Source organism: Parapedobacter deserti (assembly GCF_042646065.1).
Taxonomy (GTDB): domain Bacteria; phylum Bacteroidota; class Bacteroidia; order Sphingobacteriales; family Sphingobacteriaceae; genus Parapedobacter; species Parapedobacter deserti.
This window is the reverse complement of record NZ_JBHRTA010000038.1, coordinates 39,473-53,381: the sequence shown is the minus strand read 5'-3', so window position 1 is coordinate 53,381 and position 13,909 is coordinate 39,473. Positions and strand designations below refer to the sequence as shown.

General features: G+C 49.2%; 10 protein-coding genes and 1 tRNA gene. 5 read left to right on the top strand and 6 right to left on the bottom strand.

What is annotated here, in order from left to right; genetic code table 11:
* Positions 1 to 117 precede the first annotated feature (117 nt).
* The 3 genes from sufB (at position 118) to sufD (ending at position 3,782) form a co-directional block, all read left to right on the top strand.
* Complete coding sequence (gene sufB / locus ACFOET_RS12965; RefSeq protein WP_379023299.1) at positions 118 to 1,569, top strand: Fe-S cluster assembly protein SufB; 1,452 nt, start codon at positions 118 to 120, stop codon at positions 1,567 to 1,569.
* A gap of 42 nt (positions 1,570 to 1,611) precedes the next feature.
* Positions 1,612 to 2,376 (top strand): Fe-S cluster assembly ATPase SufC, encoded by a 765-nt coding sequence (gene sufC / locus ACFOET_RS12960; protein ID WP_379023297.1) that lies wholly within the window; start codon positions 1,612 to 1,614, stop codon positions 2,374 to 2,376.
* A 107-nt stretch (positions 2,377 to 2,483) separates the two neighbouring features.
* Positions 2,484 to 3,782 carry a Fe-S cluster assembly protein SufD gene (gene sufD, locus ACFOET_RS12955; protein ID WP_379023295.1) on the top strand — a complete coding sequence of 433 codons (1,299 nt, stop codon included), beginning with the start codon at positions 2,484 to 2,486 and terminating at the stop codon, positions 3,780 to 3,782.
* Between the two features lie 3 nt (positions 3,783 to 3,785).
* Here the strand turns inward: sufD and ACFOET_RS12950 are convergent, their stop codons facing one another.
* The 6 genes from ACFOET_RS12950 to ACFOET_RS12925 form a co-directional block, all read right to left on the bottom strand.
* A complete protein-coding gene (locus ACFOET_RS12950; protein ID WP_379023293.1) occupies positions 3,786 to 5,183 on the bottom strand; it encodes a DUF4185 domain-containing protein in 1,398 nt (465 codons plus the stop codon).
* A 46-nt stretch (positions 5,184 to 5,229) separates the two neighbouring features.
* Positions 5,230 to 5,640, bottom strand: coding sequence for a DUF4945 domain-containing protein (locus ACFOET_RS12945; protein WP_379023291.1), 411 nt, complete (start codon positions 5,638 to 5,640; stop codon positions 5,230 to 5,232).
* A gap of 84 nt (positions 5,641 to 5,724) precedes the next feature.
* A complete protein-coding gene (locus ACFOET_RS12940; protein ID WP_379023289.1) occupies positions 5,725 to 7,482 on the bottom strand; it encodes a RagB/SusD family nutrient uptake outer membrane protein in 1,758 nt (585 codons plus the stop codon).
* A 10-nt stretch (positions 7,483 to 7,492) separates the two neighbouring features.
* Positions 7,493 to 10,639 carry a SusC/RagA family TonB-linked outer membrane protein gene (locus tag ACFOET_RS12935; RefSeq protein ID WP_379023287.1) on the bottom strand — a complete coding sequence of 1,049 codons (3,147 nt, stop codon included), beginning with the start codon at positions 10,637 to 10,639 and terminating at the stop codon, positions 7,493 to 7,495.
* Positions 10,640 to 11,110: 471 nt separating this feature from the next.
* A tRNA-Gly gene (locus tag ACFOET_RS12930) sits at positions 11,111 to 11,183 on the bottom strand.
* Positions 11,184 to 11,238: 55 nt separating this feature from the next.
* Positions 11,239 to 12,780: an NAD(P)/FAD-dependent oxidoreductase gene (locus ACFOET_RS12925; protein WP_379023285.1), complete on the bottom strand. Its 1,542-nt coding sequence runs from the start codon at positions 12,778 to 12,780 to the stop codon at positions 11,239 to 11,241.
* Between the two features lie 99 nt (positions 12,781 to 12,879).
* On the opposite strand from ACFOET_RS12925, the gene ACFOET_RS12920 reads away from it, so the two are divergent.
* Positions 12,880 to 13,461, top strand: a complete 582-nt coding sequence (locus ACFOET_RS12920; RefSeq protein WP_379023283.1) for a LemA family protein — start codon at positions 12,880 to 12,882, stop codon at positions 13,459 to 13,461.
* A gap of 9 nt (positions 13,462 to 13,470) precedes the next feature.
* On the top strand, positions 13,471 to 13,908 hold the full coding sequence (locus ACFOET_RS12915; RefSeq protein WP_379023281.1) for a TPM domain-containing protein: 438 nt from the start codon (positions 13,471 to 13,473) through the stop codon (positions 13,906 to 13,908).
* Position 13,909 lies beyond the last annotated feature (1 nt).

Sequence of the window (13,909 nt, the reverse complement as noted above, 5' to 3'; positions counted from 1 at the left end):
ATACCCTGCGACGAATGGACTTTCTATGCGGTTTATTGCCACTTAAATTGTAACTTTGCATTTCGAAAGTTTGAAGGTGGCCCGTCTGCCTGACGATAAAACATGTGAAGGAGCGTTATGAGTACAAAAGACGATGAATTGCTGAAAGAGCTTGCGCTCGAAGAATATAAATACGGCTTCACCACCGATATCGAAATGGATATCGCTCCGAAAGGACTTACCGAAGATACGGTGCGGCTGATTTCAGCTAAGAAGAACGAGCCGGAGTGGCTGCTTGCATGGCGGCTTAAAGCATTACGGCACTTCCAGCAAATGAAGACGCCCTCTTGGCAGAACTTTGAGCACCCGGATGTCGACTTCCAGGATATATCTTACTACGCTGCACCCAAGGCCAAGCCAAAGCTGAACAGCCTTGACGAGGTTGATCCTGAGCTGCTCTCTACATTTGCGAAACTGGGTATTCCGTTGGATGAGCAGAAAGTGCTTGCCGGTGTGGTGGCCGTGGATGCGGTATTTGACAGTGTATCGGTAAAGACGACGTTCCGTGAAAAACTAAAGGAGCAGGGTGTTATCTTCTGCTCGTTTGGCGAAGCCGTACAGGAACACCCTGAACTGGTCAAACAATACTTAGGATCGGTGGTGCCCCAGACCGACAACATCTACGCGGCGCTGAATTCTGCGGTTTTTTCAGACGGTTCTTTCGTATATATACCCAAAGGCGTACGCTGCCCTATGGAGCTGTCCACGTATTTCCGGATCAACGCGGAAAACACAGGACAATTCGAACGCACGTTGATCGTTGCCGATGAAGGCGCTTATGTCAGTTACCTGGAAGGGTGTACGGCTCCGATGCGCGATGAAAACCAGATGCACGCTGCGGTGGTGGAGTTGGTTGCGCTCAAAGATGCTGAGATAAAATATTCGACGGTACAGAACTGGTATCCGGGCGACAAGGAAGGAAAGGGAGGCATATACAATTTCGTTACCAAGCGCGGTTTGTGTAAGGGTGACAACAGTAAAATCGCCTGGACCCAAGTGGAAACCGGTTCAGCCATCACATGGAAATACCCGGGCGTCATCCTGAAAGGCGATCACTCCGTGGGCGAATTTTATTCGGTAGCACTCACCCGCAATCGGCAGCTGGCCGATACGGGTACCAAAATGATTCACCTGGGCAAGAACACACGGAGCAAAATCATTTCCAAAGGGATCTCCGCCGGCGTAAGCCACAACAGCTACCGTGGGTTGGTAAAAATCGGCCCGGGGGCAGAAAGCGCACGCAATTTCACGCAGTGTGATTCGCTGCTGATTGGCGATCGTTGCGGGGCACATACGTTTCCGTATATCGAGAGCCGCAACAAGACCGCCACGCTGGAGCATGAGGCCACGACATCTAAAATTGGGGAAGACCAATTGTTTTACCTTACGCAACGCGGTATTGACCCTGAAAAGGCCGTGGGCTTAATCGTCAACGGCTACGCCAAGGAAGTGCTGAACCAACTACCGATGGAATTTGCCGTGGAGGCACAGAAACTACTGGCCATATCCCTCGAAGGAAGTGTGGGATAGCGTTTTGAATTAACTATAGCATAAAATAGAGCGAAGAAAGCAATGTTGACGATACGGAATTTACACGCATCAATAGAAGATAAAGCCATACTAAAGGGGTTGGACCTCGACGTGAAAGCGGGTGAGGTACACGCCATCATGGGACCGAATGGATCAGGTAAGAGCACGTTGGGCAATGTACTAGCCGGCAGGGAGTCATATGAAGTAACCGGGGGTGAAGTGTTATTGGATGGAAAAGACTTATTAGAGCTTTCTCCCGAAGATCGCGCACGCGAAGGCGTGTTTCTTGCCTTCCAGTATCCGGTAGAGATACCGGGGGTATCCAATATCAATTTCCTGAAAACGGCACTAAACGAGATACGTACTTACAAGGGCCTACCGGCAATGGAAGCCCGGGATTTCCTAAACCGTGTAAAGGAAAAGCAAAAGCTGGTGGAATTTGATGCCAAGCTGGCAAACCGCTCGTTGAATGAGGGATTTTCCGGCGGCGAAAAAAAGCGCAATGAGATTTTTCAATTAGCGATGCTGGAGCCTAAGCTATCCATCCTTGACGAAACCGATTCGGGCCTGGACATCGATGCACTCCGAATTGTAGCAAACGGTGTAAACCAGCTTCGCTCCAAAGACAATGCATTCATCGTCATCACCCACTACCAGCGCCTCCTGGAGTATATTGTTCCGGATTTCGTACATGTGCTGTACAACGGACGGATTGTCCGCTCCGGCACCAAAGAGCTGGCCCTTGAGCTGGAAGAAAAAGGATACGACTGGTTGAAGGAAACCGTAGATGCGGCGGGAGCGATTTGAACCAAACATGTTAATAAATGAGAACAGTCCATTGTTAAAAGAGGAATATTATGTTGGATGACGTGTTGGTAGGTAAAAAAAATCACAGTGGATTGACCAAACGAACCATGATCACACAAGTAAGCGATTCGTTACATACACAATTAATGCGGACATACGATGGCAGCCTGCCCTCGGCTGGGCCGCGTTCACTCGGTGCAATCCGCAGACAGGCTTTTGAGCGTTTCAAGAATACGGGGTTTCCTACCGTAAAAGATGAAGACTGGAAGTACACCAATGTACAGCCACTTATCGGCCAGGACTATTCGCTTGAATTGCCTTCGGCGGCACCCAATGTGGACTTGAGCAAGGCCGATATCCCGAGTTTGGACGCCTACCGCATTGTGATGGTAGATGGGCAGTACAGCAGTGAACTATCCACAGACGAGGATATTCCCGGCTTGACCATCCTGCCGATAGACCAGGCTTTTGAGCGGCTGTGTTTCGCCAAGTACTTTGCGGAGTATGCCGATAAAACCGACAACCCGTTTGTTGCGCTGAACACCGCGCTGTTCACTTCGGGGCTGTTCATCGAGGTTGAAAAAAACCACCAGTTGCAAAAGCCAGTACACATCATCCACATGGCCACTTCGGCAAAACCGCTGTTTACCCAAACCCGGAATTTGTATGTGGTCAGTGCATTTGCTGAAGCCGAATTCATCGAATCGTTTATCACGGGTGATGGCGCGGCACGCAACCTGAACAATATTGTGAGTGAAATCGTGGTTCGTGAAAATGCCAAACTGCAGCACTATTACCTCCAAGTCGCGGAGCCTCATAGCAATTATCTAAACCACACCGAGATCTACCAGGAAAAGCACAGTCTTTATAACAACTACAACTGCACATTTCCGGGAGCAGCCTTTGTGCGCAACAACATCAATGTGCGGCTGGGTGAAAGCGAAGTGGAAAGCCACTTGTACGGCATCACGCTTACCGCGGATAAGCAGTTTGTGGACAACCATACCATCGTGGACCACCTGAAGCCGCATTGCGAAAGCTACGAATGGTACAAGAATATCACACAGGATACTTCTACGGCAGTGTTTAACGGCAAAATATTTGTCCGCCAGGATGCACAGAAGACCAACGCATTCCAGCAAAACAATAACATGCTCATCGGTGAGAAATCTGCCGTGTACACCAAGCCCCAACTGGAAATCTTCGCAGACGACGTCAAATGCAGCCATGGCTGTACAATCGGCCAGTTTGACAATGCCGCCCTGTTTTACCTACGCGCAAGGGGTATCAGCGAAGCGCAGGCGCGGGTGCTGCTGGTCCACGCTTTTGCCTTTGACGTAACCAGCCGGTTTGCAAACCCCGTGGTACGGGAGTATGTCGAGCATTTGGTGGAGCAGGGGCTGTAGCGGCTAACGCTGACTGAAAAGCCCCATATCGGCCAGCTCAGCTTTCATCAGGAAGACGTTATAGGGCATCCACATTGACATCAGGAAATACAAGTTATTCCCGGTTGCAGATATCGGGTGGAAATAGGAACCATAGAGCTGGTTGTAATCCTGCCCGGAAGCCAATTCATAAGGCGCGCTCCATGGGCCGGTGATGTCCGCAGCTGTACGCATGGTAATGTTATACCTATCGGCATTAAAATAGGCAATGATCCATTTTTGATGCGCGTTGTTGTAGATAAAAGACAGCTCGCCGACCTTATCGTCGATTAGTACGGTCGCCCTGTTTTCGTCGCCCTTCGCCCATTGGCCTGCAGTGCTGCACCAATATTCATAATTTTCACGATATTCCATATCGGATTCTCTGAAACGAGCCAGGTATGCAGGGCTATCCCGTCCTGTTCTGGTACCGATCATGTATACATAACCGTCCTTTTTGAAATAGCCACTCTGTCCGAAATTGCTGGTTGACGAGAATAAGACATCTGTGCATTTCGTCCATGTCTGCCCATCATCCACAGACTTATACACCCCCGAATAATTTGTAACCCAACCCGTCCACGACCTGATGTTGAAGTAATGGACATAGTCAGCCCCATTTGCGCGAATAGCCGCAGTGGGGATAGAGGTCCAATTGCCATTGCCGGACTGGTCTTTCCCGCCGTAAATAATTTCACGGGCATTCCAATTGTTGTCGGTAGCCATTCCGCTCAGGGAAAGTCCATCTTTTAACGCAGTGTCTGTTGAAAAAGCGAGCACATTACTGCGCCAGCTGCCGCCATTGGGCCCCGGATTGGCCGGATTAGGCACAAAATCGCGCCCAAAGGTATCGCCGAAAAAAAGCCCATACTTTCCCTGCTCCATTTCCCACACCACACCCAGGTCGGTTCCACCTACATTCCAGGTTGTAGCCGTGTTGTTTGGACTTGGAAACGATTCACCTGCCAACGGCCTCCCTGTGACCCGGGCTATACGGCTTACATTTCGAATGAAAAATCCCCAACGGTTGTCTATGCTCAGGAAGAGATCTTTGGAAGCATTACCATCCGGGTAGTAGGCAGTCAGCACCAACTTGAAAGAGTCAGGATCTGAGGGTTGAATGGTGTAGGTAAGCACATAGGATGGTGATAGCGCTTGTCGGTCTATTTTGACTGAATAACTATCACCACCACTCTTTTTGACCAGTAAATAAGCAATAGCATCAACGTTCTTGAAATTTAACACGGTAGAAACCGTTTTTGTATCCTTGTCGGGAACAAGGTCTATTTCTGAAGAGGTAATCTCATCTATCGGGACATAAACCTTTTTATCGCCCTCCTTGCGGCATGAAATTAACAGGCATAGGCAAAAACCCAAAGTCATATATACCGCATAATGTTTGATATTTCCCGATATCATCAGCGTCCGATCAATGGATTTCTATCACCTTGCCCGGGGAATAGACCCTGTCGGGCTTTCCGGCTTCTCTTGCTTCGTCTGTCAGGTATCCCGCTAACTTTACCACAAACCGGTATGATTTGGCAGGATCGATGGCTATTTCGCGGGATGTGCCTTCAACTCCTACAATAATGATTTCCCGATAAATTTCATTCTCAACCTTTTGTATACTGACCTCCAGCGGCCTCCGAAAAGCAGGGGATATGTCACCAGGTATTTCCCACGTCAAATGGACGGCATCTTCCTGCTTGGTATAAGTAAGGTTGTCTACGCTGGGCAGCGCGTGACCGAAATCTTTAAAATCGATAATACCCCTATCGTAACAACCTGAAATCGCGGTGATGGTGACTGCTATAATGAGTACACGGACTAAATTCTTCATCGTTATAATCGTTTATTTAACGGTGATGATACTAGCTTGGCAGCCGGTATCATCGCCAAATGTTGTAAATTATCTTGTAAATTATCAATAACCCGGGTTCTGCGTATAGTTGCCTTTTGCCCAGTTCATCTGTGGTTGAGGTATCGGGAAATATTCATCGCGACCGGCCGTGAAGCGCGCGATATCCATCCAAGAGAACCGGTTCTTTTCGACGGCGAAATAGTCGTTCATGGTTTTTTCCAGTATTCCCCAGCGCTGGAGGTCAAAGAAGCGGCGTCCCTCACCAGCCATTTCGAGACGGTTTTCCCATTGCAATGCTTTCCACGCAAACTCCTTATCCCAGGTGCAGTTTATACCCGGCTTGTAAGTTTCGATACGGTAGTTCAATATGGGGGATCCGTCGGCCATAACCAAGCGGCCTGTACTGTTCGCTGCCCGTTCGCGGATTTTGTTGATCAGCGGCAAAGATTCGTTCCACCGGTCCAACTGGATAAGCACTTCGGCCTTCCACAGCAGGACTTCATCGTACCGGATCATCCGCTTGTTCATCGAATTGAACTGCCAGCCGTCATACAGCAAGCAATTGCAGTCAGGCGGCACTAATTCCTTGACGGATTTCAGGTAACCGTATTCGGCACCGTTGCGGATTCCGGCTCTTTCGAACAGCAGCTCCGGCCTATATTTCCAGGGCTGTCCCGGGGCGACGGCCGTGTGGCTGAAACGCGGATCGAATGTATTCTTGCCGAAGAAGACGTCATGTCCATCGGCATAGCTGCCATTGTTATACGTATCGAACATCGGCAGTCCATCAGGCCCGGTCTTGAACGCGTTGGCCATGTTATAGCTGATGTGGTGGAAACCACAGCATTGGAACCCGCCCCATTGAAACGGATGATTCAAGCCCTCGCTCCGGTTTATTTTGCCTCCGGCAGCGCTGCCGTCGTCGATGGAATATTGTATTTCCCAAATCGATTCCTTCGTGTTGTTGTCGAAAGCGATATCGAAGTTATCGGCGAAATCAGCCTGTAAACCAACCTTTGCCCCTTCCTGATCGGTCAATTTATCCAAGTAAAGCAACGCTTCAGCCAATCTGTCTTTATTGATATTTACCACGTTATGTCTGTCATCCTGTTCATACGCCATAAACATCAGTGTTCGTGCTACCATGGCGGTCGCTGCATTCTTGTCTACCCGTCCTTTCTCAGGCTGCACTGCAGGCAATAGCTCTTCTGCCTTTTTGAAGTCGGCCAAAATACGGCCCCATAGGTATTGGTCATTGGGTTGGTCCCGGTCCCGGTTAGGAACAGCTTCGAATTCCGCAGAAGTGCCGACTACAGTTTCGTCGATGTAAGGGATATATTTGAAGAATTGTTTGAGCCGGAAGTGTGTAAACGTTCGGATGAAGGTCACTTCACCAAGCCGGGCATTCTTTTGCGGAAAATCTTCCTCTGAGATGTTATGCAGCTTTTGTATGGCGGTGTTGCACCGCTGGATGATCTGATAAGAAACATACCACGGATAGTCGAGCGGCCAGCCATTAGGCGTAACGCCGACAAAAGTTTCCATGAAGTGCCAGCCGTCTCCGTCCCACGTACCGCCGCCGCCCTTGTATGAGTCGTCAGCACGCAGCGAGCCCGTCCACCAGGGAGAGAACGGCGAGTCCCATGACGGTATATCCGCCATTCTGGCGTATGCGGCCGTAACAAAACCTTCCATATCGCTTGGCTTTGTTAGCAGTGACTCATCAAGCACCTGTTTAGGCGGCACATTGAGCGAATCGGCACAACTTAAGGTCGTGCACACGAAAACAACGGAAGGTATGATGAACTTAAACTTTTTCATGACAGTAAATTTAAAAGGTAACGTTAAGTCCGAAAGTTAGAAAGAACGGAGTCAGGTAGCCATAGCCTGGCATCTCCGGATCGAAACTGGTAAATTGATCAGCGCCCCACCATTTTTTGAGCGTAAACACATTGCGCGCCGAGGCATACAACCTTAAATGCTGCATCATCATCTTGCTTGACACCGCGGACGGAAGGGTATACCCCAGCTCAACATTTCTCATTTTCAGATATGACCCATCTTCCACGAAATAGCTGGAGAAGCGGTGTTCTGCATTTTGGGTGGAGTTTGATATGGCCGGAATGCTGGAAGTCGGGTTGTCGAAAGACCAAGCGTCCAAGATCCGGATGGGATGGTTTTTATGTGCCGGTACGGAGATGTTCCATAAGTCGGATTCCCGCTTCCACACGTTATTTACCTTATTGCCAAAGACGCCTTGAAAAAACACATTCATATCGAAATTGTGATAACTAAAATCAAAAGTAACTCCGCCAAAGAAATCCGGATCCGTGATTCCGATGTAGGTTCTATCATGGAGTTCCTGTACTATACCGTTGCCATCTAAATCCTTATAACGGATGCGGCCGATAGCCTTTCCGGGTTGTTCGGCGTGGTTATCTACCTCTTCCTGTGTTTTAAATATGCCATCTGCCACCAATCCATATAAGATATTGGGCGTGCGGCCCAATACTAGATCGTGGACGCCATCACCCGGATATTTGTTAATGACGTTTTCGGGGAGGCTCACTAGCTTGGTCTTATAGGTGCCTATATTAGCTGAAATGCCGTATTGGAACGCACGTTTGGGGTCATTGCGATAACTGATTTCGAATTCGATGCCCCGATTATTCATATCCGCACCATTGATCCAGGGTTCGCCGCCTTCCCCCATTGCAGCGATGTACGGTGTCTGCACCAGCACATCCCTTGTCTTTTTGAAGTAGTAGCCAAACGATCCGCTTATCCGATTATTCAGAAAACCGAAGTCTACCGCCACGTCGGTTTGTGTCGTTGTTTCCCATTTCAGGTTGGGATTTCCCAACCAGGTCCGTCGATAGCCCGAGTACAGCGGTCCGGTTTCATTTCCTTCTATCGGATAAGACGTTCCGGAATAGTCTGTCGTAAACGGAGTGGATGTATAGCCCCTGGGCAGCCCCTGCACATTGCCGTTTGCTCCCCAGCCGGCGCGTATTTTCAGGTCGGATATAAAGCCCTGGTTTTCCATGAACGATTCGTTGCTGAGACGCCATCCGGCCGAAAACGCCGGAAATATTGCGAACCGGTTGTTTGCGCCGAAAAGGGATGAGCCATCGCGGCGCAATGTTGCCGAAAACAAATATTTTTGGTCATACACGTAATTAGCTTTACCGAACAAGGAGAAATAGATGTATTCATCCGCCGAACTGCCGAGCGAGTACCTCGTCCCGGTTGTAACGCCGATATGGGCGAAATCACGATCTTCCAGATAGACGCCTTCTCGCCTCGCAGAAAAACCTTCCTGCACAAACCGGGTATATTCAACGCCTGCTACGGCATCAAGGCTATGTTTTTCGCTACTCATGTTATATGACAAGGTGTTGGCCCACACGTAGCTTAACGGGTGAGACTGATTGTTGCCTACATAATTTTCTCCGTTGCTATTCCTACCTCCGGTTTCTGACCACATCTTTTCAACCGTCCGGCTGTAAGCGTTTCCGTAATCAATACCGAATTGGGTGCGGGCTGATATCCCGTTCCAGATGTTGAGATCCATAAAGACATTTCCGATTATTTTAACATAGTTACTGATGTTATCTTTATTGTCTGTCAGTACACGCACCGGATTGGTGAAATCGTCAAAACCTGCAGCCCCAGCCCATCCTCCGTTTATGTCATAGACGGGAACTGCCGGCGGATTGATCAATGCCCAACGCATCTCATTGGCATCCCTGTATTGCAAATAAGACACCGCTAAATTCTCACCGATTTTCAACCGATTATTTATCAGGCTGTACTCTGTATTGGTGCGTATAGAATATTGCCTGAAGAACGTGTGGATTTGCGTGCCCTCATTATCAAAATAGCCTAAAGAAAACAAGCTTCTTGACCGATCTGTTCCACTCGATATCGTCACCTGATGGTTGGTCATCATAGCCGGTTGCAGGATCTCGCCCAGCCAGTCTGTGTCCGAACCTTTCACCGTCTGATCCGCATTAAGCCATTCGGCTGGTCTCACTGCGTCTAATACCGGCCTTCCACCAGCATTTCTGTGCCACGAGAACTCATAAGTACCTGGTAACGACATCGGAATACCATACGCCAATTCGTCGTATGCATACGCACGAAATGTGGCTACTCCATACTGCTCTGCGTTCATTAACGTAGGCTTTTCAATCACCGTACTTAACGCGACGCTACCGTTATAATCGACCTTCGTCTGGCCAACCTTCCCTTTCTTCGTTTGCACCAAAATCACGCCACCAGAAGCCCTTGCTCCATAAATACTCGCCGATGCCGCATCTTTCAGCACTTGAATAGATTCGATATCTCCTGCATTGATATCGCGAAGATTCAAATTCTCTGTTGGCATCCCGTCCAATACAATTAGCGGCCTCACGCCTCCGGAAAGTGATGAAAGCCCCCTGATCTGTACATTCACACCTTCTGCCGGGTTGCCACCATTTGTCGTAATGTGCACGCCCGCAAGCTTTCCCTGCAGTGACTTCATAGCATTTGCCGAAGGGTTTTTCGCGATGTCATTAGCTGTCGCTATCGCGATCGATCCGGTGAGATCCGCTTTCCGTTGGGTCATGTACCCAACATAGACTTCCGACAGCATGGTTTCCTCATCCTCCATTACCACGTTGATGAGGGTCACATCCCTTACTGGGCGTTCCTCCTGCTTTTTTCCGGTGTAAGAAAAAACAAGCACTGCATCCTCCGAGCCGACGCTGATCTCATATCGCCCTGCGCTATTGGTCAACGTACCAACGGTAGTTCCCTTGATATGAACACTTGCTCCGGCCAGCGGTTCATTTGTCCCTGCTTCTGAAACCAATCCCTGCACGATTTTATCCTGTCGGACCGACTGAGGAATAGCTTCAGCAGCGGAACTACCTGCATAAAATAAGAGCATGCAACTCAGCGCAATTTTGTTTAAAAAGATAAAAACTCTCATAATGTTAAGTTTATTGGAACGTTTGAAATTCTTAATTCTCAAGACATAACCCTCCTGTACCGACCTATTAACTCGGTGACCTACGGCTAAACTTAAGCCTAACCGGTGTCCTAAAATGATATTTTGCGGTTTACAAACTAAGTCAACACGTCATAGCATCTACTCCTTTAACATATCCTACAAGGTTAACTTTAGGTACGATACAGCTATTAAATAGCGTATTGTTATATTAGTTAGTATCTTATTTGATTACTAAGGTCGGGTGTTTTAGAATATAGTCATATCTATTCCTTCGCCAATACTGACTTTATTTTATCATGATTATTGAACACTGATTTTTACGAAAAACACCATCAGGCTACATTGTGAAGAGCAAACTGCAGGATCGATACAGGGAAGTTGTTTTAGCATATGGCAACGCAAAGAACAAAATATGCTAAAAAACGGGCAAGGCCCTTTTAGAACAAAGAGAGCGAAAGACGAGGCTCGAACTCGCGACCCTCAGCTTGGGAAGCTGATGCTCTACCAACTGAGCTACTTTCGCTTGGTGTTCTCCAACTGCAAATGTAGTGCGGTAAATCGGTTATTTCCAAATCTTTTTACCGGTTTATTGCGTCCGCGCAATTCATGCCGTCAATCGCTGCCGAAACGATACCACCAGCATATCCAGCTCCCTCGCCGCAGGGGTATAATCCCTTGATTTGGGGATGCTGCAATGTGTTATTATCTCGCGTTATACGCACGGGGGATGACGTGCGAGATTCCACGCCTACTAAGATGGCTTCATTTGTATAATACCCCTTCATTTTTTTGCCGAACAGCGGCAGGGCCCTGCGTAGCGCATGATCAACAAATGGCGGCAACACTTCGGAGAGCATAGCACTTTTAGTTCCCGGCTTGTAGGAGTTCGCGGGCAGATCGGCAGACAACCTGCGCTGGACAAAGTCAACCATCCGCTGGGCAGGCGCTACCAGCTTGCCCCCACCGACTACATAGGCTCTTTCTTCCACCTCATGCTGAAAATCCAATAACGCGAACGGATACCGCGCCGAGTTCGGCACATCTGAAAGATTGACCTGCACCACCGTACCTGAATTGGCGTAAGGGTTGTTGCGTTTGGAGGGCGACCAGCCGTTGACCACCACCTCCCCTTTATCGGTAGCACAGGGGGCAATGATGCCTCCCGGACACATGCAGAAGGAGAATACACCGCGGCCATCGATCTGTTCAACAAGGCTGTAATAAGCCGGCGGCAAGTGTTCGCTCCGTACCGCGCAGTGATATTGCGCCTGATCGATGATGGCCTGCGGATGCTCAATACGGACACCTAGGGCAAACGGCTTCGGCTCGGCAAGCCAGCGCTTGCGGTGGAAGAGCTCATACATGTCGCGCGCGGAATGCCCTGTAGCTAAAATGACGTGCTCTGCCGTGACTGTTTCGCCCCCAGCCAATGTAACGCCTTTTACCTGCCCGAAACTTACGATGATGTCCGTTACCCGGCAATCAAAATGGATTTCTCCGCCATGTTCTAAGATCGTATGGCGTATAGCTTGGATGATATGCGGCAGTTTATTGGTTCCGATATGAGGGCGCGCATCGACCAGGATGTCCTCTGTAGCCCCATGAGCCACCAGCACCTGCAACACACGCTGCACATCGCCACGCTTATTTGACCGCGTGTACAACTTGCCGTCCGAATAGGTGCCGGCGCCGCCTTCGCCGAAGCAATAGTTCGAATCGGGGTCAACGGCACCCTCCTTGCTCAGCAACGCCAGGTCCCGGCGTCGCCGCTGCACATCTTTTCCCCGTTCGACAACGATTGGGCGCAGCCCTTTTTCTAAGCAACGCAACGCCGCAAACAACCCGGCAGGACCGGCGCCGATAATAAGTACTGGCATGGCGTCTGCAACATTGGCATACTCCACATGTCGTGTTTCATGTGCGGGCACTTCATCGATAAAGAAAATCACACGCACGCGGAACACCACCTGTTTACCGCGTGCATCGATGGACCGTTTCCGGATTTTCAGGCTTTTGATCCTTGAGGGGACAATTTTCAGCCGTAAGGCACCTTGGTTTATGATGTACAATTCGTCCGAAATGTGTTCCGGAAGAATGCTCAATTCGATTTCGTGTTGCATGCAATGATGTCGGGTTTTTATCCCGAAGTGTAACAAAGGTATGAATTTTGTCATCAAAGTGCTAAATTAGGGGCAATATTGCATTTAAACTCAGTCAACATGAAAAGAAGATTATTCCTGGCTATAACGGGGCTGCTCGTCACGTTATCGTTCAGTTCATGCGGTTACAACACCCTTGTTAACCTGGAAGAAAACGTAAAAGGCAAATGGGCACAAGTGGAAAACGCTTATCAACGGCGTGCAGACCTTATTCCGAACCTCGTAAATACGGTGAAAGGTGCGGCCGACTTCGAGCAGCAAACCCTCACACAGGTCATCGAAGCGAGAGCCAAGGCAACATCCATCACGGTAGACCCGGAAAATTTGACGCCGGAAGCTATCCAGCAATTCCAGCAGTCGCAGGATGCGCTGTCGCAATCGCTGGGCCGTTTGCTGGTCTCCGTAGAACGCTACCCTGAATTGAAAGCCAATCAGAACTTCCTGGAATTGCAGGCACAACTGGAAGGCACTGAAAACCGCATCAGCACGGAGCGGCGGGCCTTTAACGAAGCTACGCAGCAATACAATTCTGCGGTGAGACGATTCCCGAATAACCTGATGGCCGGACTTTTCGGCTTTAAACAAAAGGGATATTTCACTGCGGATGCGGGCGCCAATCAAGCACCCGAAGTACAGTTTTAGCAAAGATTTATGGAGCGATTTACAACGGAACAGCAGGAAAAGATTGTACATGCTATACAGCTGGCTGAAGCGCGTACGTCTGGAGAAATCCGCTTAGCCGTGGAACCATTCTGCAAAGAAGAGCCTCTGGATCGTGCCGCTGTGTATTTCCACCGGTTGGGCATGAACCAAACCGCCCAGCACAATGGGGTGCTGATATATATCGCCACGGAAGACCATCAGTTTGCGATCATAGGGGACAAAGGAATCCATGAAAAGGTGCCGCCGAATTTTTGGGAGGAAACCAAAGCACTCATGCTGCAGCATTTCAAGCGCGGAGATTTGGTTCAGGGGCTTATCGAAGGGATTATGCATGCAGGGGAGCAGTTGCAGCATTTCTTCCCGCGGCAGGATGACGACGTAAATGAACTGCCCAATGACATAGCCTTTGGAGATGGTAAAAATTAAG

Excerpts from the sequence above, each read along its gene's own strand:
- sufB (WP_379023299.1), top strand. The coding sequence starts at position 118 with ATGAGTACAAAAGACGATGAATTGCTGAAAGAGCTTGCGCTCGAAGAA.
- sufC (WP_379023297.1), top strand. The coding sequence starts at position 1,612 with ATGTTGACGATACGGAATTTACACGCATCAATAGAAGATAAAGCCATA.
- sufD (WP_379023295.1), top strand. The coding sequence starts at position 2,484 with ATGATCACACAAGTAAGCGATTCGTTACATACACAATTAATGCGGACA.
- ACFOET_RS12950 (WP_379023293.1), bottom strand. The coding sequence starts at position 5,183 with ATGACTTTGGGTTTTTGCCTATGCCTGTTAATTTCATGCCGCAAGGAG.
- ACFOET_RS12945 (WP_379023291.1), bottom strand. The coding sequence starts at position 5,640 with ATGAAGAATTTAGTCCGTGTACTCATTATAGCAGTCACCATCACCGCG.
- ACFOET_RS12940 (WP_379023289.1), bottom strand. The coding sequence starts at position 7,482 with ATGAAAAAGTTTAAGTTCATCATACCTTCCGTTGTTTTCGTGTGCACG.
- ACFOET_RS12935 (WP_379023287.1), bottom strand. The coding sequence starts at position 10,639 with ATGAGAGTTTTTATCTTTTTAAACAAAATTGCGCTGAGTTGCATGCTC.
- ACFOET_RS12925 (WP_379023285.1), bottom strand. The coding sequence starts at position 12,780 with ATGCAACACGAAATCGAATTGAGCATTCTTCCGGAACACATTTCGGAC.
- ACFOET_RS12920 (WP_379023283.1), top strand. The coding sequence starts at position 12,880 with ATGAAAAGAAGATTATTCCTGGCTATAACGGGGCTGCTCGTCACGTTA.
- ACFOET_RS12915 (WP_379023281.1), top strand. The coding sequence starts at position 13,471 with ATGGAGCGATTTACAACGGAACAGCAGGAAAAGATTGTACATGCTATA.